The sequence below is a fragment of the Mesorhizobium shangrilense genome, from assembly GCF_040537815.1.
Lineage (GTDB): Bacteria > Pseudomonadota > Alphaproteobacteria > Rhizobiales > Rhizobiaceae > Mesorhizobium > Mesorhizobium shangrilense.
The window spans coordinates 104,692-124,001 of sequence record NZ_JBEWSZ010000006.1 but is presented as its reverse complement, the minus strand read 5'-3'; the positions used below and the strand labels follow the sequence as shown (position 1 = coordinate 124,001).

Here is a 19,310-nt window from a genome sequence, read left to right as displayed (position 1 = left end):
AGTTTCCAATGAAATCAGATGGATAGGCTGAGCATGCACGTCTGGCACGGCGTTTGCAGATGCCTATCCAGCAGCTCCGGCTGTTGGAGGTCAATGCAATTGCCCCGGGAGGTCGAGCTTCTCGATCGGGGCGCGATGGAGGACATCATGCAGACAGCATTCGCTGCCGCCGAAGCGCGCGGCAAGGTACCCTTCTACCGGCATCTCTATGTCCAGGTCCTGACGGCGATCGCCGCCGGCATCCTGCTCGGCCACTACTATCCCGACATAGGCGCGTCCATGAAGCCGCTCGGCGACGCCTTCATCAAGCTGGTGAAGATGGTCATCGCGCCGGTCATCTTCCTGACCGTGGCAACCGGCATTGCCGGTGTTTCCGACCTGCAGAAGGTCGGCCGTGTCGCCGGCAAGGCGATGATCTACTTCCTGGTGTTCTCGACCCTGGCGCTCGTCGTCGGCCTGGTCGTCTCGAACATCGTGCAGCCGGGCGCCGGCATGCACATCAATCCCGCCACGCTCGACGCCAAGTCCGTGGCCTCCTATGCCGAGAAGGCGCATGACTCGACCATCGTCGGGTTCCTGATGAACATCATTCCCGACACCATCACCAGCGCCTTCGCCCAGGGCGATATCCTACAGGTGCTGTTCTTCTCGGTGCTGTTCGGCATAGCGCTGGCGCTGGTCGGCGATCGCGGCAAGCCCGTCGTCGACTTCCTGCAGGCGCTGACCGCGCCGATCTTCCGCCTCGTCGCCATCCTGATGAAGGCCGCCCCCATCGGCGCCTTCGGCGCCATGGCCTTCACCATCGGCAAATACGGCATCGGCTCCGTTGCCAACCTCGCCATGCTGATCGGCACCTTCTACCTCACCGCCTTGCTGTTCGTGCTGGTGGTGCTCGGATCGGTCGCCCGCTACAACGGCTTCTCGATCCTGGCGCTGCTGCGCTACATCAAGGAAGAACTGCTGCTGGTGCTCGGCACTTCGTCCTCGGAAGCGGCACTTCCCGGCCTGATGGCCAAGATGGAGCGCGCCGGCTGCAACCGCTCGGTGGTCGGGCTGGTCATTCCCACCGGCTATTCCTTCAACCTCGACGGCACCAACATCTACATGACGCTGGCCGCACTGTTCATCGCGCAGGCGACCGATACGCCGCTCACCTATGGCGACCAGATCCTGCTGCTTCTGGTGGCGATGCTGAGCTCCAAGGGTGCGGCTGGCATCACCGGCGCCGGCTTCATCACGCTGGCGGCGACGCTGTCTGTCGTGCCCACGGTGCCGGTTGCCGGCCTGGCGCTGATCCTGGGCATCGACCGCTTCATGTCGGAATGCCGGGCGCTCACCAACCTCGTCGGCAATGCCGTCGCGACGGTGGTGGTGGCGCGCTGGGAAGGCGAGCTCGACCAGTCGAAGTTCGCGGCGGCGCTCGCCGGCGCCTTGCCGGAAGAAGCTGACCTGCCGGTTGGACTTCAACCCGCCTGATTGTTCGGACAGGAGCCGGTTGTCTCCGGCTCCTGTCCTGGCAGGGGTGCCGCAAGAGAGCACATCTTGCACGCAGCATATTAGCAATGTACGTTATAGTTCTGTGGAGATAGCGCTTCGCAGGTAAACTATGGCCCGGGTGGCGCGGAATTCGAGATCCGCGCTGGCCCGGCTTGCAGCAACCGGCTCCGGGCTCGGAAGCGCAAGGGATAGTCTGTCTTCGCGCCAGGACCCGAGTTGCCTGCGCGTCCTGGGCCTGCTCTGGAAGTCCGATGCCATTGCCCCCATGGCGTTCGGATGAGCCCGAAAACATGGGGAAATAGATGGTTACGAACACACTCACCGCAAACGTAGAATCTACCGCAGCTTTTCTGGCCTTGATGGGAAACGAGAAGCGGCTATTGATCATGATCTATCTGACCGAGGGCGAACTGTCGGTAGGCGCGCTTGCCGAAAAAATTCAGCTGAGCCAGTCAGCCCTGTCGCAGCATCTTGCCAAGTTGCGGAGCTCCGATCTTGTCGAAACACGCCGCGATCGGCAGATGATCTATTATTCCTGCAAGTCCGCGGCGGCACGCAAGCTCCTCACCATACTGAACGGCTTGCTCGTGAACGGTCGCGAACGGCAGCCCGAACAGGATGGCATTGAAGGCCAGCGGCGCCCGGAAGCGGCCTGAAAGTACGCCGCCTCAGTCCTTGCATTGTCGGGTGGCGGCCGCCGGCTGGGACAAGGCAGAGGCGCCTCAGTGGCCTGTGCGCAGCCGGACCACGAAGCTGCGCACTGCCAGTACCAGCACGGTGATGATGATCAGGATCACCGAAAGTGCTGCGATCGCCGGGTCGATGTTGTCGCGCAGTCCCATCCACATCAGCCGGGGCAGGGTGATGGCGTTGACCGAGGTGATGAACAGCGTGACGCCGATTTCTTCCCAGGACAAGACGAAGGACAGCAGGGCGGCGGTGATGATGCCGAACTTGATGTTGGGCATGATGATGCGGGTGGCGCGCTCCCATACGGTGGCGCCGAGGCCGCGCGCGGCAAGGTCGATGCGGCGGTCGAGCTGGCTGAGCGACACCAGCATCAGCACCGTGGCGAAGGGCACCGTCATCACCGAATGCGCCATGGCGACGCCAAGCCAGGTGTCATAGCCGAAGAACGAGCTGAAGCCGGAGATCGAGGTCAGCAGGAAGTAGAGCGTGATCGCCGAGACCACTGGCGGCACCACCATGGGCAGCAGCACGAAGCCGACAAGGGCCGCTGTGAAGCGCGGCTGGAACATCCAGACGCCCAGGCTGAAGCACAGCGCCAGCACGGTGGACAAAGCGCTGCTGACGACGCCGATGCGGATCGAGAGCAGGATCGAGTCGATCCAGCGTGGGTCCTCGATCAGCGACCTGTAGTGGCGCAGCGAGAGTTCGCCATTAGGCATCGAGAGCATGCGGCTTGGCGTCAGCGATACCGGTACGACAGCGAGCAGCGGCATCAGGAGGAACAGCGCGACCAAGGCGGCGATGATCAGCGAGACGGGGCCGGGGCGATAGGTCGGCATCGCGCTACACCATCTGCTTTGGTTGCACGTAACGGAACAGCAGTGCCATCAGCGCGCCGACGAACAGCACCAGCACGACGCTGATCGCCGCGCCCAGTCCCCAGTCAGGGCTCTGGAAGATCCTGAGATAGATCAGTTCGGCGACCATCACGCTGCGGCCGCCGCCGAGGATCGCCGGCGTGACGAAGAAGCCGAGCGAAAAGACGAAGACGATGAGCGCGGCGCCGATGATGCCGGAGCGGGTCATCGGCACGAAGACGGACCAGAAGGTGCGCATGCGGCTGGAGCCGAGCCCGCGCGCCGCCAGCAGCACGCGGTCGTCGAGGCTGCGCATGGCGGATGCCAGCGGAAAGACGGCGAAGGGAATGAGGAAATGCGTCATGCCGACGATAACGCCGAATTCATTGCGTACCAGGGTCAGCGGTTCTGAGATGAAGCCGATCGACTGCAGCCAGGTGTTGATCAGGCCGCGATTGGAAAGCAGCGCCACCCAGCCGAAGGCGCGGGTCAGCACGGAAATCCAGAAGGGAACGAGAATGCAGAACTCGGCCACCAGGCGCTGCGCCGGGGTGCCGCGCACCCAGACGACGGTGATGGCGTAGGCAGCGGCGACCGAGACGATGGTGACGATTGCCGCGATGCGCAGCGTCCTGATGAACACCGACTGCACGAGATCGTCGGTGAGCAGCGCTTCATACTGGCCGAGCCCAGGCGTCGGCAGCGTGAAGCTCCATTTGACGACACCGAGGAACGGCCAGGCATAGGCCAGCACGAGGAACAGGAGCAGCGGCGCCATCAACAGCGCCGCGCCCATCCTGTCTGATAGATAGGACCGCATCCCGGCCCTGATCAGGCGGAGATGATCTTGGTGTATTCGTCGAGCGCCGCCCCGTAGTTCTTGGCGTACCAGTCCATGTCGAGCGGGATCTGCTTGGCCATGTTGGCGGGGTCGACCGGATTGATCCGCTTCTTGTCGGCGGGGATCAGCGCATCGGCGGCCGGATTGGCCGGGCCCTGGCCGAGCTTGTCGAACATGACCAGCTGCTTTTCCGGGTCCTGGGCGCTGGCGATGAACTTCATGGCCGCGTCCTTGCCACCCGGATTGCCCTTGATGACGGCGAGTGCGCCGGGCGAGATCAGGCCCTGGTCCCAGATGAACTTGATCTTGCCGCCGGAATCCTGCTCGATCAGCGAGGCGCGGGTCGACCAGACGATGGCCATCGAGGCCTCGCCGTTGAGCAGCACGCTCTGGCTCTCGGCGCCGCCACCCCAATAGGAGACGACGTTTTCCTTGAAGGCGGCGATCTTGTCATGGGCGCGCTTGAGATCGAGCGGGTAGAGCGAAGCCGGCGCGATGCCGTCGGCGAGGAGGGCTGCCTCCCAGCTCGACACGCCCCATTTGTAGAGCGAGCGCTTGCCGGGGAATTTCTTCACGTCGAAGAAATCGGCCATGCCGGTCGGTGCGTCCTTGCCGTATTTCTCGGAATCATAGGCGATGACGTAGGAGAAGAAATAGGTCGAGGCGGCGTAGTCCCAGCCGAAGCCCGGCCGCATCTTCTTCTTGTCGACGATATTGTAGTCGATCGGCTCGAGCATGCCCTGCGCGCCGAGCGTGATGGCCGAGAACGGGTCGACGTCGACGAGGTCCCAGGTCGGCGCGCCGCTCTTGAACTGCGCGGCGATGGCGCCTTCCGTCGGGCCCGAGCCGTCCATCTTGACGACGATGCCGGTGTCCTTGGTGAAGGCCTGGCCGTAGGCGGCGTCATAGGCGGTGATGGCGTCTCCACCCCAGTTCACCAGCACCAGTTCCTTGGCCGCGGCAAAGGCGCCGGTCGAGCGCAGCAGCATCGGCGTGCCGGCCAGCACGATCGCCGCCAACTGCGCGAATTGCCGGCGTGAAATCTCGCCGCGACCTGCCCTGGCGGACAGGCTCTCGATGGAGTGTTTCTTGGTGTCGTTGGTCATGTCAGTTCCCCTTTTCTCGTTGTTGTTGATCTTAAACCGATGGTGCGAATTTCGAATTCGCCCCACGGGCCGCTATCCTCCGTTCGGGAGGAGGAAACCTTTCTCCGCCGGCCAGGTCAGCCAGACGGAATTGCCGTTCTTGAGCGCGGAAGCGGCGACCTCGTTGGGCACCGACACCGTCACCTTGGCGCCTTGCCGCGTCGTCAGGTCGAGCCGGGTCGCAGCCCCCAGATAGGTCGAGTTGATCGCTGTCGCGGCAATGCCATTCTCGCCTGCCACAGCCTCTCCCGCTATCGACATATACTCGGGCCGGATCGCCAGGATCGCGTCGCCACGCACCGCCTCGGCCTTGCAACTCATGTTGACCGCGCGATCTTCGCACAGGCCCGTCGAGCCATTGTCGGCTGGGCGCACCCCCTTCAGCGGCAGCATGTTGATCTCGCCCAGGAACTCGGCGACGAAGCGGTTGTCCGGCCGGTCGTAGACCTCATCGGGGGCGCCGACCTGCAGCAGTTTGCCGTGGTTGAAGATGGCGACGCGCGACGACAGCGCCAGCGCCTCGCTCTGGTCGTGGGTGACGAAGACGAAGGTGGTGCCGGTCTCCTCATGCAAGCGTTTCATCTCGGCCTGCATCTGGCCGCGCAGGCTCTTGTCCAGAGCGGAGAACGGTTCGTCGAGCAACAGCACGCCGGGCTCGAACACAAGGGCGCGGGCAAGGGCCACGCGCTGCTGCTGGCCGCCCGAAAGCTGCGCCGGCAATTTCTTCTCATGGCCCTTCAGCCCGACGCGTTCGATCATCTCGCCGACGCGGCGCTTGATGTCCGCAGCCGATTTCTTGCGCACCTTGAGCGGGAAGGCGATGTTGGCCTCGACGCTCATATGCGGGAACAGCGCATAGCCCTGGAACACCATGCCGGCGGCGCGCTGCTCGGCGGGACGGTCGGTAATGTCGGTGCCGTCGCTGAAAAGCTTGCCTTCGCTCGGCTGGACGAAGCCGGCCAGGATCATCAGGAAGGTGGTCTTGCCCGAACCGGAAGGTCCGAGAAGGGTCAGGAACTCGCCCCGGCCGATATCGAGGGACAGATTGTCCAGCGCACGGAAGGAGCCGAAGCTCTTACCGATCCCGATTGCCTTGATCTCTGCGGCACGGCCGGGTTGCTGCATACTGCCCTTTCCCTAACGCTTATCGAAATCGTAGGCACGGTTCCGGCTCACCGCAACCGAATAGTTTTCGCCGGATCGGCAAATTTGATTCATCTATGACGCCGGAAGGGGGCGCTTTGTGTCGAGCGCGGCTTCCTCTTCCTTCGAAGAGCCAGACTTGGCCGAGCCCCGTCGGACCGACCCCCTCTGGCCGCTTCGCGGCCATCTCCCCCTCGAGGGGGGAGATCAGCTCTCCATCGCCTCGCTCAATATGGCCTGACCGGGTTCTCCGAGAGCTTCGACCTCAGCCATGCCGCGAACGCTTCCAGCACAGGATGCGACGCCTTGGCGTGCTCGGAGACCAGGAAGTAGGAGCGCGGCGACTTGATCGCGATGTCGAACGGCCTGATGAGCCGGCCTTCGTTCAGTGCGCGGCGGCTGGTCAGCTCATCGCCCATGGCAATGCCCTGGCCAGCGATCGCCGCCGAGAAGACGAGGTTCATGTCCGAAAAGAAGATGCCGCCTTCGGTGTCGGGGTTTTCCACCTTGGACAGCGCAAGCCAGCGCGCCCAGTCCTCGGTGTCATCGAGATGGAGCAGATTGGCGCGCAGCACGTCCCACGGCTTCGAAAGACCGCCGACCTTATTGAGCAGTGTCGGGCTGCAGAGCGGCGTGAAGGAAATTTCGCAAAGCAACTCCACCGCGCGGTTCGGCCAGTTGCCGACGCCGAAGGCAATGAAGGTATCGGCTTCCGGATTGCTGACATCGTCCAGGCGTCGCGGTGTCAATATGTGCAGGGCCACGTCCGGATACATCTGCCGGAATTCCGCGATGTGCGTGCACAGGAACAGCGAGGCGAAGCCCGGCGTGCAGGAAACGGCAAACGAGCCGCCGACGCCGGTGCCGGCATGACGGGTCACCGCGTCGCCCAGCACGGTCAGCGCCTTGCGCACGTCGCTGGCGTAACGCTGGCCGCGCGGCGTCAGCGCCACGCCCTTGCCGATGCGCTCCAGCAGATCGAAGCCGAGATCGCGTTCGAGCAGGCGCAACTGATGGCTGACGGCGCTGCGGGTCAGGTGCAGTTCGTCGGCGGCGCGCCATACGCTGCCATGACGGGCGAAGCTGTCGAGCGCACGCAGCGCTTGGGTCGATGGTATTCTCAAGAGGCCTCAGGTGAACCGAATTTGCACGAACCGGGAAAACATATCACTTTTTGAAAAAGCGCTTCACTGCTTTCTTCTCGTCCCATGGATAAACCAGTGACGACCTCGGCCCAGACAACCGCGCTTGCCCATCTCGACGATATCCAGCCGTCATTGTCGGCGTGGACGCGGACGATCTTCGATTTCGGCGAGACGGCCTGGCGCGAATATCAGTCGGCGGCGTGGTATGTGGAGCTGCTGAAACGCGAGGGGTTCTCGGTCGAGGAAGGCTCCGGCGGCATGCCCACGGCCTTCTGCGCCCACTGGACCAATGGCGCAGGCCCCACCATCGGCATGTATGCCGAGTATGACGCGGTGCCCGGCAATTGCCAGGATGCGGCGACGGTCAAGCGCCCGCGTCCAGGCCTCGGCGAACATGCGGGCGGCCATACCGATCCGCATTCCGGCCTGGGCGTCTCCAGCCTCGGCGGGTTGCTGGCGACCAAGGCGGCGATGCAGCGCCATGGCATCGGCGGAACGTTGCGCTTCACCGGCGAGCCGGCCGAGAAGGTGCGGGGTTCCAAGCCCATCCATGCCGCGAGGGGCTATTATGACGGACTGGATGGAATGCTCTCCTTCCACCCTTTCTACATGCTGCCGCTCTGCAATACGGCGCGATGGGACACGCATTGCGGCGCCGCCTATGCGATGATCTATCGCTTCATCTGCGACGAACCCGAAAATTGGGTTCGCGCAAGCGATGGCGCGCCGATCCCGCAGTCGCATTCCGCGATCAGGGCGCCCGGCGCCAATGACGCGCTGATGATGATGTACATGGCCTCGAAAGCGCTGCGCGATTCGATGCTGCCGCATCAGGGCGGCTGGTCGATCAGCGAGGCGATCCTGACCGCGGGGCAGGCGACCGCGGACAATCTGCCGGCGGGGCTGGCGGAGATCCAGTACATGATGCGCGTGCCGACGCTGGCGATGGCCGAGCAGGTAACCGCGGTGCTCGACCGCAATGCGGAGGCAGCCGCAGCGATGAGCGGCTGCCGGTATGAGCGGCATTGGGTGTCGAAGTCGCGGCCGGGGCTCGCCAATCACGCCATGGCTGATATCGCATATGGCGCGCTGTCAACGGTCGGCGCGCCGCACTGGAACGAAGCCGCGAAGGCGGTTGTGCGCGAGATCCAGGTCAATGCCGGTGGCATTGCCATGGAAAATCCGTTCATCGATGAGCTGGAGCGGCTGATCACGCCACAACAGGCCGAAGCGATCCTGCGGCGCGACCTGCCACCCTCGCAGGTGAATTCCACCTCCGACGACTACACCGACATGAGCTGGCATGCGCCGACGGCACGTTTCTATGTCGCCCGTCCCGCATTGCGCTCGGCCGGCGGACACGCTTATCCGTCCTGGGTCATGAATGCGCTGGGCGGCATTCCCGCCACCATCGATCCCATGGTCACCTGTGCGTCCAAGACGGTCGCACTCGCGGCACTGCGCCTGCTCGAAGACAAGGCCGCGCGCGATGCGGCGATGGACGAATTCGTCAAGCGTACCGGCGGCGGCATCGGCGGCTCGAACTGGATCGCGCCGCTGTGCGACTACGATCCGCCGATCCACTTCCGCTGGCCCGAATATGTCACCACCGCGCGTGGACGCGACTGGTGGATACCCAACCAAACCGCATGACCGTCGATTTGATCACAAGGAGAATCCCATGACCGTTCATGACCGCATTGTCGCAGAACCGTTTTCTCTCCAGCGTCGCAATCCGGCCGGCGGCACCAAGCCGCTGACCGCCTGGGGCTTTGCCAACGAGACCGACGTGCTGACCGACGTGCTGCTCGGCTCGCCGAATTTCCTGCGCCATCTGTCGACCAGCTCGCTGTCGCGCAAGCATCTGCGCGAGGCGCCTTGCAACGTCCAGATCGCGCAGGCGCAGCACAAGGACCTCGTCGCCGCCTACGAGAATTTCGGCGTCAACATCCACTGGCACGAGCCGACCCCGGAACTGCCGATGCAGGTCTATTCGCGCGATTCCAGCGTCATGACACCTTATGGCGCCATCATCACCGCCATGGCCAACTGGTGGCGGCGCGGCGAGAATTACGCGGCGATCCGCACCTATGAGAAGCTCGGCATTCCCATTTACGACATGGTCACAGCTGGCACGTTCGAAGGCGGCGACTTCAACGTCATCGAGGACGGCGTGGTGCTGATCGGCTGCGGCGGCGCCCGCACGCAGGAAGAGGGCGCGCGCCAGGTGCAGGCTTGGTTCGACAAGGAAGGCTGGGAAACCCGCCTCGCCTTCATCGACGAATACTATGTCCATATCGACCTGATGGTGGTGCCGATCGCCGAGAAGCTGACCGCCGTCTGCCTCGCCTGCACGGAGCCGGGCATCGTCGACTGGCTGAAGAGCAAGGGCCACGAGATCATCGACGTGCCGTTCCAGGACACGATGGCGCTCGGCTGTAACTTCATGTCGCTCGGCAAGGACAGGGTGATCGCGCCGACCTCCTCGAAGTCACTGATCGGCCAGCTCAAGGCGCGCGGTTTCGAGGTCGCGGCGGTCGATATGAGCGAGATATCCAAGACCGGCGGCGGCATCCACTGCATGGCGCAGGCGCTCAAGCGCGAACCGGCGTGAGCAGCCGATAGAACCCGTCGTCGATCACATCAGACCCGTCGTGCCTTCCGGTACGGCGGGTCTTCGTGATTTCGATGCTGACGTTACTCTTCGATTTCCTGGACAATCTCATGGGTGTCCGGATCGACCAGATAGGTGCGTCCGCCCACCACGACATACTGATATCTGACATCCGGCACATCGATTCTGTGAAGCTCGACCGTATCGGGCAGCTTTGAGCCGAGGTTCAATTCAACGCCTGGAAGATCAAGCGAAACCAATGGCTTCTTCTTCACATATTCCCGAATGACGGTTTCCTGCTCGGGCTTGATGATGACAGTTTCCGCCGAGGCGATACCGACGCCAGCGAGAAGAAGAATGCCTGCTGCTGCTATTGAAAGATGCGTTTTCATTACCGTCTCCTTTGAATGAATGCATGAATGCGCGGGAAGCGCCTTTGCGTTCACAGCAGAGGTACGTCCGTGTTGGTAACTCACGGCGAGGCGGCTTGTTCCTGACTGCTTGGTAAATGGCACCGGCCAGTTCGGGGCGAGGAGTAGCGCGTCAACAACCCGGCTGAGTTGTGCAGGTCGCGAAACTCACCGCATGTTGCCGGTGTGGCCTTGCGAATAGCGGCCGGGCTGTGGCCACACGGTCAGGCCGTGTGGCTCCACGCCGACACGGATCTTGGTCACGGCGCCGGAGGTGGTGTCGAACATGTAGACTTCGCTGTCGAAACGGCCGGACAGCCACAATTGCTTTCCATCGGCACTGACATTGCCCATGTCGGGACTGCCGCCGCCGGGGATCGGCCATTGCGCTGTTATCGCGCGCGTGGCGAAATCGATGACGGTGACGCTGCCCGGTCCCTTGGCGCGGCCCTGTTCCATCTTGTGGGAGCCGCGGTTCGACACATAGAGCTTGGTGCCGTCGCGGCTGACGACGAAGCCATGCGTGCCGATGCCGGTGAGGATGAAGCCGATTTCCTTAAAACTGTCGCCGTCGATGAGGAAGACGCCGTCGTTCATCATGTCGGCGACGTAGAAAACCTTGCCATCGGGCGAAAGCCGGATGTCCTGCGGCATGCCCATCTTCGACAGGGAGAGGTGGCCCAGCACCTTCTGGTTCTTGAGGTCCACCTTCAGCAGGCCGCCATCGCCATACTCGCAGGTGAAGATGGCGTATGAATTGTCGGCCGCGAAATCGGCATGATTGATGCCGGGGCAGGTCGGCGTCGGAAGGGTCGACTTCAGCGCCATTGAATGGGGATCGCGCAGGTCGAGCCGCTCATAGGCTTCGTCGACGATGATGGCCGAACTGCCGTCCGGCATGAAATACATGTTGTAGGGGTCGTCGACCGCAATCTGCTGGCCGGGCTTGCTGGTCTTCGGATCGATCGGCGTCACGCTGCCCAGCTTGGTGCCGCTGGCATTGTTGGCGACCCAGAGGGTCTGCAGGTCCCAGGACGGAACCACATGCTGGGGCTTGCGCCCGACAGGGAACCTGGCCACTTCCTTCAACGTCTCGGTATCGATGACCGACACGCTGTTGGAGGAGCGGTTGGGCACATAGACGCGCGAGAGGGCACCTGCGGTGGCAGGGCTCAGATGACCGGCCGTCGTCTCGCTGTAGATGTTGACGGGCGCCTGCGTCTTGGTTGAGGCCTTGGCGGGCGGCTCGCTGCAATCTTCCGGGCAGGAGCCGGCCGATGCCGCTGATGACAGGCAGGTCAGCAGCAGGAGCGGCGCAAGGAGGCTCGTGAATCGCTGATAAGTCTTGGTCATTTGGGCTGCTTTGCGATGAAGCCGCGAATGGCGTTGGTTGTTCCGTTGACGATTAGGTCGATGCCGAGCTGGCCGAATTCGGCCGAGGACCGCGTCGGATCGCCGCTATAGACGCCGTCGGCCGCGGTGAATTTGGAGGCGTCCGCAAGGCGGTCCTTGCGCACCAGGGATGGATCGACGGCAAGCATCAGCGACGTGTCGGCGAGGCCCGCATGGCTGCCGATTTCCGAGTGCTTCGCGCCGGCGCCCAGAAGCTTGTCGACATAGGGGCCTTGCGTGATCCGGTAATAGTCGAGATCCGCGAACACCCGTACCGGCGTTTTCTTCCATTCGGCATTCAGGCGATCGGCAACGGCGCTTTCATCGGCCTGGTAGCCGCCATGGTCGCCGATCAAAACGATGGTCTTGAAGCCGTGCAGCTTGAAGCTGCGCGCCGCCGATTCGAGCAGCGCCTCGAACACCTTGTCGCTGATGGTGATGGTGCCTGGAAATTTCATGTGGGCGGTCGGTGGATCGATGGTGCCTTCCGGCACGTAGGCGATCACCGGGGCGACCAATGCATTGCCTAGCCGCTCGGCAATCTTTTCGGCGAGAAACTTCGCCCGCACATTGTGCTTGCCCAGCGCCATGGCGGGACCGCTCTGCTCGGTTCCGCCGATCGGGATGATGATGGTCGTCGTCCCGCCACCGATGAGATCGCGCAGTTCGGTCCAGGTCAGGTCTTCGAGGAACACCGACGCATTGGCGGGGCTGGCCGCGAACAGGAGAATGGAAACGGACCAGACAGCGAGAGCGGTGCGGATGAAAGTGAAGCTGCGCGGCGCGATCATTCCAACCTCGGTCCACAGGTCGGTTTCGACCGTATCCATTCCTCTACACCTGTCGCTTTACATAATCGTAAAAGGCCCGCAGCGGCGCGGGATGTCTCGCTCATCACGGAAGGCAAAACGATCAGCTCGGCAAGTCCCGCGCGGCGCGATCAGGAAAATTTGATGCGTGACGGCCGGCCGGAGCGGCCCATACCCATGACACACAGCGGGGATTCGAAACGGCAAGAAGCCGGCTAAGATCGCGTCTATTCGCGGGCGGTCAGTGCGTGTCCATAAGCCCGGCTTGCGCGATGATCGCGCGATAAATCTTCACCGCCTCATAGATCCCAGCCACCTCGCAATACTCATCGGTCTTGTGGGCCATGTCCGGGCTGCCCGGTCCGCAAATGATGGTGTCGACGCCGCCAAGCGCCGGCGTGAGGATGGAGGCGTCGGTGAAGAAATTCGCGCCACCCACGACTGAGGCCGAACCGGTGGCCGCCTCCCGGCATTCGGAGAAAAGCTTCACGGCCGGATGCGCCGGGTCGCTCCAGATCGCCGGCAGGTCGAGAATGGTCGATATCGAGCAGTCGCCGCCAAGCGTGAACGACAATTGCTCGGTGATGGTGGTGCTGTCCATGCCGGGCAACATCCGCACGTCGACGGTCAGTTCGGCACGGTCGGGAACGGAGTTGATGTTCAAGCCGCCCATGATGGTCCCGACATTGAGCGTCGCCGACCCAAGGATCGGATGTGGCGCGGCGTTGAAACCGAAGCTTTCGAGTTTGATGACGGCGCGTGCCGCCTTGTAGATGGCGTTGTCGCCAAGATGCGGCATCGCGCCATGCGCCGTGCGCCCGCTGCAGCAGGCCTTCAGCCATAGCGCGCCTTTGTGGCCGGCGACGAACGCATTGGCGGTGGGCTCGCCCACCACGAGCAGGCTCGCCGCGTCGAGCATCCTGTCCTTCACCAGCGCGGTCGCGCCCTCGCAGCCGGTTTCCTCGCCGCCGGTGATCACCAGCACCACGTCGGAGCGCTCGCGCAGGCGGTCGGCCTCTTCAACAACCGCGGCGATCATCGCCGCGACACCGGCCTTCATGTCGGTGGCGCCACGGCCGTAGAGACGTCCATCGACGATCTCCGCGCCGAAGGGGTCGTGCGACCACTCGGCAGTACCCAGCGGCACCGTGTCGATGTGACCGGTGAAGATGACCGGGCGTTGTGTCGCCTTCGATGCGCGAACGGGGAACCGCGCGATGATGTTGGTCCGCCCTGGGCCGAAAGTGTGGGAGGTCACCGAAAGGCCGTGGCTGCTGAGCAGGTCCGCGATCATGGCGGCGCATTGGGCTTCATTGCCCGGTGGATTGCGCGTGTCGAAGCGGACAAGCTCCTGCGTCAGCGTCATCGCGTCAATCGCGCTCACCTTGGCCTCCCTCAGTACCATCCCGGTCGCTGGCCGCTGCCGAGCATCTCGTCATAGGCGTCGGTGCGCCGATCGCGCAATACCTGGTTGAAGGCGTTCCAGTTGCGCTTGCGCCGTGCGTCGGCCAGATTGACCCTGGCGATCAGCACTTCTTCCTTGTCGGGCGAGGCCGGCCCGGCGACCGGCCAGCCGGTATGGCTGACGAGAAGGCTCTGGCCGATGAAAGGCTGGCCGCGCTCGGTCCCGACCCGATCGGCGGCAGCGACGAAGACGGAGTTGGAGTGAGCCGCCCCCATGACGATGATGTTCGCCATCGCCTCGCGGCTGGGGTCCTGGCCGGGTATCGGCACCCAGTTGGTCGGCACACAGACGATTTCGGCCCCCTGCAAAGCCGCAAGGCGGAAGCTTTCGGGAAACCAGCAATCGTAGCAGATGTGGCAGCCGATGCGCCCGAGCGGCGTGTCGAAGACGGGAAAGCCGAGATCGCCGGGCGAGAAATAGAGCGCTTCGTCACCCCATAGATGCATCTTGCGATAGCGGCCGATCAGCCCATTCGGGCCGATGATGACAGCCGAATTGAACAGGATTTCACCGGTACGCTCGGTGATGCCGGCGACGATGTGAAGGTTCAGCCGTGCGGCAGCCTCCATCCAGGCCTGTGTCGTCGGCCCGCTGGGGATTTCCTCGGCAAGCGCTCGCGCCTCGGCACGGTTCTGAAACACATAGCCGGTGTTGCACAGCTCAGGCAGGACGGCGAGCTGCGCGCCCTTGCCGGCTGCCTCTTCCATGAAGGCGATGGACCGCGCGACATTTTCAGCGGTCTCGCCGAAGCGCGGCTCCATCTGGATGATGGCGACGGTGACGGAGGCTTCCCCGATCTGCTTCGGCATCGCGTCTGCTCCTGTTGCGTAGAGCCTTTTCCATCCCGATGGGATCGGGATGGGGCTCCATCTGTTTGTTTGAGCATGATCTTTTCCGAAAGCCGGATTCCACCTTTCGGGATCATGCTCTCGGAATCAGCTTCTGGTCAGCCAGCCAAGGGCGTTGCGCCACAGCGTGGCGTAGCCGGGCCAGTCGGAGAAGGACGCCGGCAGCCAGTGCGGGCTGACATCGGAGGTCCAGACAAGCGTCCTGCCCTTCCCATATTCGCCGGTGACCAGAAGCGGATGACCGCCCTGTGCCTCGGGAAGCCGGGCGAGCACCTCGACATCCGGACGCTGTCTCACGCGCACCTCGTTTGCGCCAAGCAACACGGGCCATTCGCCGTCCAGCCCCTGAAGTACCGGGTGCCTGCTGTTGGCCTCGACAGCCGCGCGGAAGCCTTCGGGGACCTCCAGCCGGTCGTCATAGGGCAGGCATTCCACCGGCAGGACGTCCTCGACCGCGGTGCGGTGCCAGCGTGCCTTGCCATCAATGCCCTGGAAGCTGAAATAACCGCCGATCATGGCAAGGCCGCCGCCAGCCTCGGTCCATTGCTTGAGCAACTGCAAGCGGTTCGGAACGGTGGTTCCGCGCAGCCAGACATCGGGGTGCAGCAGCAGCGAATTCGCGCCGATGTCCGAAAGCAGGATCGCGTCGTAGGCGTTGAGCCCTTCCATATCGAAGGGCATCTTTTCCACCGCCTCATGCGCGGGCATGTGGGTGAGATCGAACGCACTGCCTTCCAGCGCCTTCATCAAGGGCTCGGCGCCTGAGTGGAAGGTGACGCTGCCGAATTGGTCGAAACCCTTGAAATGGGTCGAAGAGCTCATCCATGTCTCGCCGACAAGCAAGACTTTCTTGTTGGATTTTGCCAAGACGAATACTCCTTAACGTGCCGCCGCGCCATCTGGCCATACCAAAGCGCGGATCATAATGAACCGGTTCAATGAACATGTTTTGGCCGAGTTCAGCCGTAAATGCAATGGAGAAATAATTTTCAGCGTCGCCGTTGACAAGGAAGATTGAACCGGTTCAGTATTGATCGATTGAGATTGCCAACCGGACAAGCGCAAAGGATCGCGACATGAACCTCACCCGCCGCAGTTTCGGCTATGCATTGGCTGCCATGGCAGCTTTCGCGGTGGCCCCATCGCCTTCATCGGCACAAAGCCTCACCAAGCTGACCTTCATCCAGGAATGGCCGACCCCGGATGGCTTCTGGGTTCCGTGGATCCTGGGAAACAAGAAGGGCTTCTACGCGGCAGAGGGCATCGAGCTTGAGATCGTCACCCCGCCGACCGTTGCCGATACGATGAAGTTCCTGGGCACCGGCCGTGCGCAGGTCGCCTTCACCACCGTGATGGACGTGATCTTCGCCAGGGAACAGCAGGCGCCGGTCACGGCGATCGCGCGTTATGGCCGTGGCAACAACTGGGGCATATTGAGCCCGGAGGGCTCACCTCTCACCGTGGCCGATCTCAAGGGCAAGACGATCGGCATCTACAATGATGCCTGGACGAAGGCGCAGCTGACCATGATGCTGGCCGATGCCAAGCTGACGCTTGACGACGTGAACACGGTCGCGGCGAGCGACGATACCGTGCCGCTGCTGCTGCAGAAGAAGGTCGAGGCGATCACCGGCATCACCAATGCCGAGGGTACCGGCATGGCCACCACTGGCGGACAGCGCGCCGAGTTCCTCGCGGCCACCAAGCATGGCGTGCCCAATTCGCCGATCTTCATGCTCGCCGGCAATGACGATTGGCTGAAGGCCAATCCGGATGTGGCCAAGGCGTTCCTGCGCGCGACCCAGAAGAGCATCGAATATGCGGCGGCCCATCAGGATGAAGCCGTCGCAGCCTTCTTCGAGCTTTATTCGAAGGCCTATGACGAGAAGTTCATCACCCAGCAATGGAAGGACACGGTTCCGCTTTTCGGCGAGATGGGGCCGGACCTGATGGCTCATAACAATGCCGACTGGGTGGCGCTGCTCGACGCGTTGAAGAAGTTCAAGGTCGTGTCGGACGTCCTCGAGCCGTCGGCTTACTATACAAACCAGTACCTCGCCCAGTAAGCGCTCTCCCAAGCAAGCCCGACAGGAGTTGACCGTATGAGTGTCGCCGCCTCTTCACGACGTGTCGTTCCGGCCTGGACCTACAGGCCGGGACCCGATGTCGCCAATGTGCCCCCTGCCGGTCTGGCCAGGGCGCAGGCGATCGCGAAGCAGGCGGCTGCCGCGGGTCTGGCGGCGGCGCGGCCGGGAATAACGGAGCAGGCGGTCGACCTGGCGGTAAGTGCCTGCCTGCTCTCGCATGGCGTCGAAAACGTCTGGACGATCACCAATGTCGGCCTGGGCGAAAACACGCGCACCTGCTTCCCGACCAATCCGCCGACAGGCCTCGCGGCACTTGATCGCGACGTGCTGATGGTCGATGTCCACCCGATTACGGTCGATGGATCGTGGGGCGACTGCACGCGCTGCAAGGTCATCGGTGATTGGCCGGAAGCCACCCAGGCGTTGCGCGATCTCGAAACACTCCACTATGAGATCCTGGCGAAGTGCCGCCCCGGCATGGCGGCTAACGAACTTTTTGGCATGACGCATGAACGGCTGGTCGCAGAGGGTTACATCCTGCTCGACCAGCTTGCCAATATCGGCCATTCGCTGACGGCCGGAGCCGCCTATCTCCACCAGTTCATCGACGCGGGAAACACGACGCCGATGTGGGGCGCCTGGGCCATCGAGCCCTTCGCCGCGCGCGGCGACATCGCCGTCAAGGTCGAGGACCTCGTGTGGTTCGGCCGTGACAACTGCGTCACGCTCTGAGCGTTCGGAAAAAGAGACCAGATGCCTGAAAACTCGAACCCGAAACTGTCGCTCAAGAATATCTCGCAGATCTTCGGCGAGACACAGGCGCTCGCTCCCACCGATCTCAACGTGCAGGCCGGAGAATTCGTTTCGGTCGTCGGCCCGTCGGGCTGCGGCAAGAGCACGATGTTCAACATCATCGCCGGTGTGCTGAAGCCGACCAACGGCCAGGTCCTGATCGACGGCAAGGATGTCACGGGACGCAGCGGCCATGTCGGCTACATGCTGCAGAAGGACCTCCTGCTGCCCTGGCGCACGGTCATCGACAACATCGTGCTCGGTGCGATCCTCAAGGGTGGCGCAAGCCATGCGCAACGGGCCGAGGGCGTGGCACTCGCCCGCCGCTACGGGCTGGGCGACTTCATCAATCACTATCCCGCAGCGCTGTCCGGCGGCATGCGCCAGCGCGTTGCGCTGATGCGCACGCTTGCCATGCATCACGACGTGATGCTGCTCGACGAACCCTTCGGCGCCCTGGATTCGCAGACTCGCCTTGCCATGCAGCAATGGCTGCTGAGCGTATGGGGACAGGAAAAGCGCACCATCGTCTTCGTCACCCATGACATCGACGAGGCGATCCTGCTTGCCGACCGCGTCGTCGTGATGACGCCGCGCCCGGGACGGGTGAGGGAGGTTCTGCCGGTTCCGATCGAGCGGCCCCGGCCGATGTCCAGCCTCACCAGTCCGGAATTCAGCGCACTGAAGGCACGCATCCTCGACCTGATCTATTCCGAAGATGCGGTTGCAAAAACGCTCGAAATGGAGGCGGCCCATGGCCACTAGTCGCGTGTCTGGCAGCACGGTCCTGCAGGTCGTCTATCCGCTCCTGGCGCTGGTGCTGGTCATCCTCGTCTGGGCGGCCGCGGTCGAACTGTTCCAGATCCCGCGCTATGTCATGCCGTCGCCGCTGCAGGTGTGGAACCACATCCAGTCCGACTGGCAGGCGCTGCTCAATGGTTTCGGCATCACTTTCTACGAGTTCCTGCTCGGCTTCATCTTTGGCGCCAGCGCGGGTTTCGTCTTTGCCGTGCTGATGGACGCGTCCAGCACCACCCGTGGCGTGCTCTATCCCGTGCTGATCGCCAGCCAGGCGATCCCGGTCGTCGCGATCTCGGCCGCGCTCACCATCTGGCTCGGCTTCGGTCTCGCGCCCAAGCTGGTCATCGTGGCGCTGGTCGTCTTCTTCCCCGTCGTGGTCAACGTGCTCGATGGTCTCGCTTCGGTCGATCGCGACGTCCTCAACCTGGTGCGGTCGATGGGCGCGTCCAAGTTCAACATCTTCCGGCATGTAAAACTGCCGGCGACCTATTCGCCGCTGTTCTCCGCCCTGAAACTGTCGGCGACATTCAGCGTGACCGGTGCGGTCATCGCCGAATGGACGGCGTCGACCAGCGGCGGGCTGGGCGCCTATCTGATGCAGGCCAATTCCCGCCTGAACACGGCAGGCACATTCTCGGCGATCAGTTTCCTGGCGTTGCTTGGCGTGGTCAGTTTCCTGCTTGTGGTGCTGGCGGAATATTTGCTAACGCCTTGGAGGTCGTCGTCGAAGGCGCGGCCCTGGTCTCGCACCTACTGGCGGGACCCGTCATAAGA

At 63.1% G+C, this 19,310-nt stretch carries 19 protein-coding genes; 8 read left to right on the top strand and 11 right to left on the bottom strand.

Annotated features, from left to right (window positions below):
* The first annotated feature begins 147 nt into the window (after positions 1-147).
* Together ABVQ20_RS34155 and ABVQ20_RS34150 are read left to right on the top strand one after the other, a co-directional pair.
* Positions 148-1,476, top strand: a complete 1,329-nt coding sequence (locus tag ABVQ20_RS34155) for a dicarboxylate/amino acid:cation symporter (protein ID WP_435528480.1) — start codon at positions 148-150, stop codon at positions 1,474-1,476.
* A gap of 323 nt (positions 1,477-1,799) precedes the next feature.
* Positions 1,800-2,153: an ArsR/SmtB family transcription factor gene (locus ABVQ20_RS34150; protein ID WP_354464224.1), complete on the top strand. Its 354-nt coding sequence runs from the start codon at positions 1,800-1,802 to the stop codon at positions 2,151-2,153.
* 66 nt (positions 2,154-2,219) lie between these two features.
* On the opposite strand, the gene ABVQ20_RS34145 is transcribed toward ABVQ20_RS34150, so the two are convergent.
* The 5 genes from ABVQ20_RS34145 to ABVQ20_RS34125 all read right to left on the bottom strand — a co-directional run bounded on the left by ABVQ20_RS34145 (position 2,220) and on the right by ABVQ20_RS34125 (position 7,297).
* Positions 2,220-3,026 (bottom strand): ABC transporter permease, encoded by an 807-nt coding sequence (locus ABVQ20_RS34145; RefSeq protein WP_354464223.1) that lies wholly within the window; start codon positions 3,024-3,026, stop codon positions 2,220-2,222.
* A 4-nt stretch (positions 3,027-3,030) separates the two neighbouring features.
* Positions 3,031-3,864, bottom strand: a complete 834-nt coding sequence (locus tag ABVQ20_RS34140; protein ID WP_354464222.1) for an ABC transporter permease — start codon at positions 3,862-3,864, stop codon at positions 3,031-3,033.
* Between the two features lie 11 nt (positions 3,865-3,875).
* Positions 3,876-4,991, bottom strand: coding sequence for an ABC transporter substrate-binding protein (locus ABVQ20_RS34135; protein ID WP_354464221.1), 1,116 nt, complete (start codon positions 4,989-4,991; stop codon positions 3,876-3,878).
* A 72-nt stretch (positions 4,992-5,063) separates the two neighbouring features.
* Complete coding sequence (locus ABVQ20_RS34130; protein ID WP_354464220.1) at positions 5,064-6,155, bottom strand: ABC transporter ATP-binding protein; 1,092 nt, start codon at positions 6,153-6,155, stop codon at positions 5,064-5,066.
* A 245-nt stretch (positions 6,156-6,400) separates the two neighbouring features.
* Positions 6,401-7,297, bottom strand: coding sequence for a LysR substrate-binding domain-containing protein (locus ABVQ20_RS34125; protein ID WP_354464219.1), 897 nt, complete (start codon positions 7,295-7,297; stop codon positions 6,401-6,403).
* Positions 7,298-7,381: 84 nt separating this feature from the next.
* Here ABVQ20_RS34125 and ABVQ20_RS34120 point away from each other — a divergent pair, with 84 nt between their 5' ends.
* A complete protein-coding gene (locus tag ABVQ20_RS34120) occupies positions 7,382-8,971 on the top strand; it encodes a zinc-binding metallopeptidase family protein (RefSeq protein WP_354464218.1) in 1,590 nt (529 codons plus the stop codon).
* 28 nt (positions 8,972-8,999) lie between these two features.
* The gene (locus ABVQ20_RS34115; protein WP_354464217.1) at positions 9,000-9,932 is read left to right on the top strand and encodes a dimethylarginine dimethylaminohydrolase family protein; all 933 of its coding nucleotides are present in this window, start codon (positions 9,000-9,002) and stop codon (positions 9,930-9,932) included.
* Positions 9,933-10,015: 83 nt separating this feature from the next.
* On the opposite strand, the gene ABVQ20_RS34110 is transcribed toward ABVQ20_RS34115, so the two are convergent.
* From ABVQ20_RS34110 to ABVQ20_RS34085, 6 genes are all read right to left on the bottom strand, one after another.
* A complete protein-coding gene (locus ABVQ20_RS34110) occupies positions 10,016-10,324 on the bottom strand; it encodes a DUF1236 domain-containing protein (protein ID WP_354464216.1) in 309 nt (102 codons plus the stop codon).
* Positions 10,325-10,510: 186 nt separating this feature from the next.
* Entirely contained in the window at positions 10,511-11,695 is a 1,185-nt protein-coding gene (locus ABVQ20_RS34105) for a YVTN family beta-propeller repeat protein (RefSeq protein WP_354464215.1), read from the bottom strand.
* A complete protein-coding gene (locus tag ABVQ20_RS34100; RefSeq protein WP_354464214.1) occupies positions 11,692-12,564 on the bottom strand; it encodes a creatininase family protein in 873 nt (290 codons plus the stop codon). Before ABVQ20_RS34100 ends, ABVQ20_RS34105 begins: the two co-directional genes overlap by 4 nt.
* 220 nt (positions 12,565-12,784) lie before the next feature.
* On the bottom strand, positions 12,785-13,927 hold the full coding sequence (locus ABVQ20_RS34095; protein ID WP_354464213.1) for a M20 family metallopeptidase: 1,143 nt from the start codon (positions 13,925-13,927) through the stop codon (positions 12,785-12,787).
* An 11-nt stretch (positions 13,928-13,938) separates the two neighbouring features.
* The gene (locus tag ABVQ20_RS34090; RefSeq protein ID WP_354464212.1) at positions 13,939-14,817 is read right to left on the bottom strand and encodes a nitrilase family protein; all 879 of its coding nucleotides are present in this window, start codon (positions 14,815-14,817) and stop codon (positions 13,939-13,941) included.
* 126 nt (positions 14,818-14,943) lie between these two features.
* Positions 14,944-15,723, bottom strand: a complete 780-nt coding sequence (locus tag ABVQ20_RS34085) for a glutamine amidotransferase (protein WP_354464211.1) — start codon at positions 15,721-15,723, stop codon at positions 14,944-14,946.
* 209 nt (positions 15,724-15,932) lie between these two features.
* On the opposite strand from ABVQ20_RS34085, the gene ABVQ20_RS34080 reads away from it, so the two are divergent.
* The 4 genes from ABVQ20_RS34080 to ABVQ20_RS34065 are packed head-to-tail and all read left to right on the top strand — an operon-like array spanning position 15,933 to position 19,308.
* Positions 15,933-16,922: an ABC transporter substrate-binding protein gene (locus ABVQ20_RS34080; protein ID WP_354464210.1), complete on the top strand. Its 990-nt coding sequence runs from the start codon at positions 15,933-15,935 to the stop codon at positions 16,920-16,922.
* A gap of 36 nt (positions 16,923-16,958) precedes the next feature.
* A complete protein-coding gene (locus ABVQ20_RS34075) occupies positions 16,959-17,675 on the top strand; it encodes a M24 family metallopeptidase (RefSeq protein ID WP_354464209.1) in 717 nt (238 codons plus the stop codon).
* A 21-nt stretch (positions 17,676-17,696) separates the two neighbouring features.
* The gene (locus ABVQ20_RS34070; RefSeq protein WP_354464208.1) at positions 17,697-18,500 is read left to right on the top strand and encodes an ABC transporter ATP-binding protein; all 804 of its coding nucleotides are present in this window, start codon (positions 17,697-17,699) and stop codon (positions 18,498-18,500) included.
* Complete coding sequence (locus tag ABVQ20_RS34065; RefSeq protein ID WP_354464207.1) at positions 18,490-19,308, top strand: ABC transporter permease; 819 nt, start codon at positions 18,490-18,492, stop codon at positions 19,306-19,308. Before ABVQ20_RS34070 ends, ABVQ20_RS34065 begins: the two co-directional genes overlap by 11 nt.
* Positions 19,309-19,310: the final 2 nt, after the last annotated feature.

Coding starts and splice junctions, on each gene's coding strand:
- ABVQ20_RS34155 (WP_435528480.1), top strand. CDS start 148: ATGCAGACAGCATTCGCTGCCGCCGAAGCGCGCGGCAAGGTACCCTTC.
- ABVQ20_RS34150 (WP_354464224.1), top strand. CDS start 1,800: ATGGTTACGAACACACTCACCGCAAACGTAGAATCTACCGCAGCTTTT.
- ABVQ20_RS34145 (WP_354464223.1), bottom strand. CDS start 3,026: ATGCCGACCTATCGCCCCGGCCCCGTCTCGCTGATCATCGCCGCCTTG.
- ABVQ20_RS34140 (WP_354464222.1), bottom strand. CDS start 3,864: ATGCGGTCCTATCTATCAGACAGGATGGGCGCGGCGCTGTTGATGGCG.
- ABVQ20_RS34135 (WP_354464221.1), bottom strand. CDS start 4,991: ATGACCAACGACACCAAGAAACACTCCATCGAGAGCCTGTCCGCCAGG.
- ABVQ20_RS34130 (WP_354464220.1), bottom strand. CDS start 6,155: ATGCAGCAACCCGGCCGTGCCGCAGAGATCAAGGCAATCGGGATCGGT.
- ABVQ20_RS34120 (WP_354464218.1), top strand. CDS start 7,382: ATGGATAAACCAGTGACGACCTCGGCCCAGACAACCGCGCTTGCCCAT.
- ABVQ20_RS34115 (WP_354464217.1), top strand. CDS start 9,000: ATGACCGTTCATGACCGCATTGTCGCAGAACCGTTTTCTCTCCAGCGT.
- ABVQ20_RS34110 (WP_354464216.1), bottom strand. CDS start 10,324: ATGAAAACGCATCTTTCAATAGCAGCAGCAGGCATTCTTCTTCTCGCT.
- ABVQ20_RS34105 (WP_354464215.1), bottom strand. CDS start 11,695: ATGACCAAGACTTATCAGCGATTCACGAGCCTCCTTGCGCCGCTCCTG.
- ABVQ20_RS34100 (WP_354464214.1), bottom strand. CDS start 12,564: ATGGATACGGTCGAAACCGACCTGTGGACCGAGGTTGGAATGATCGCG.
- ABVQ20_RS34090 (WP_354464212.1), bottom strand. CDS start 14,817: ATGCCGAAGCAGATCGGGGAAGCCTCCGTCACCGTCGCCATCATCCAG.
- ABVQ20_RS34080 (WP_354464210.1), top strand. CDS start 15,933: ATGAACCTCACCCGCCGCAGTTTCGGCTATGCATTGGCTGCCATGGCA.
- ABVQ20_RS34075 (WP_354464209.1), top strand. CDS start 16,959: ATGAGTGTCGCCGCCTCTTCACGACGTGTCGTTCCGGCCTGGACCTAC.
- ABVQ20_RS34070 (WP_354464208.1), top strand. CDS start 17,697: ATGCCTGAAAACTCGAACCCGAAACTGTCGCTCAAGAATATCTCGCAG.
- ABVQ20_RS34065 (WP_354464207.1), top strand. CDS start 18,490: ATGGCCACTAGTCGCGTGTCTGGCAGCACGGTCCTGCAGGTCGTCTAT.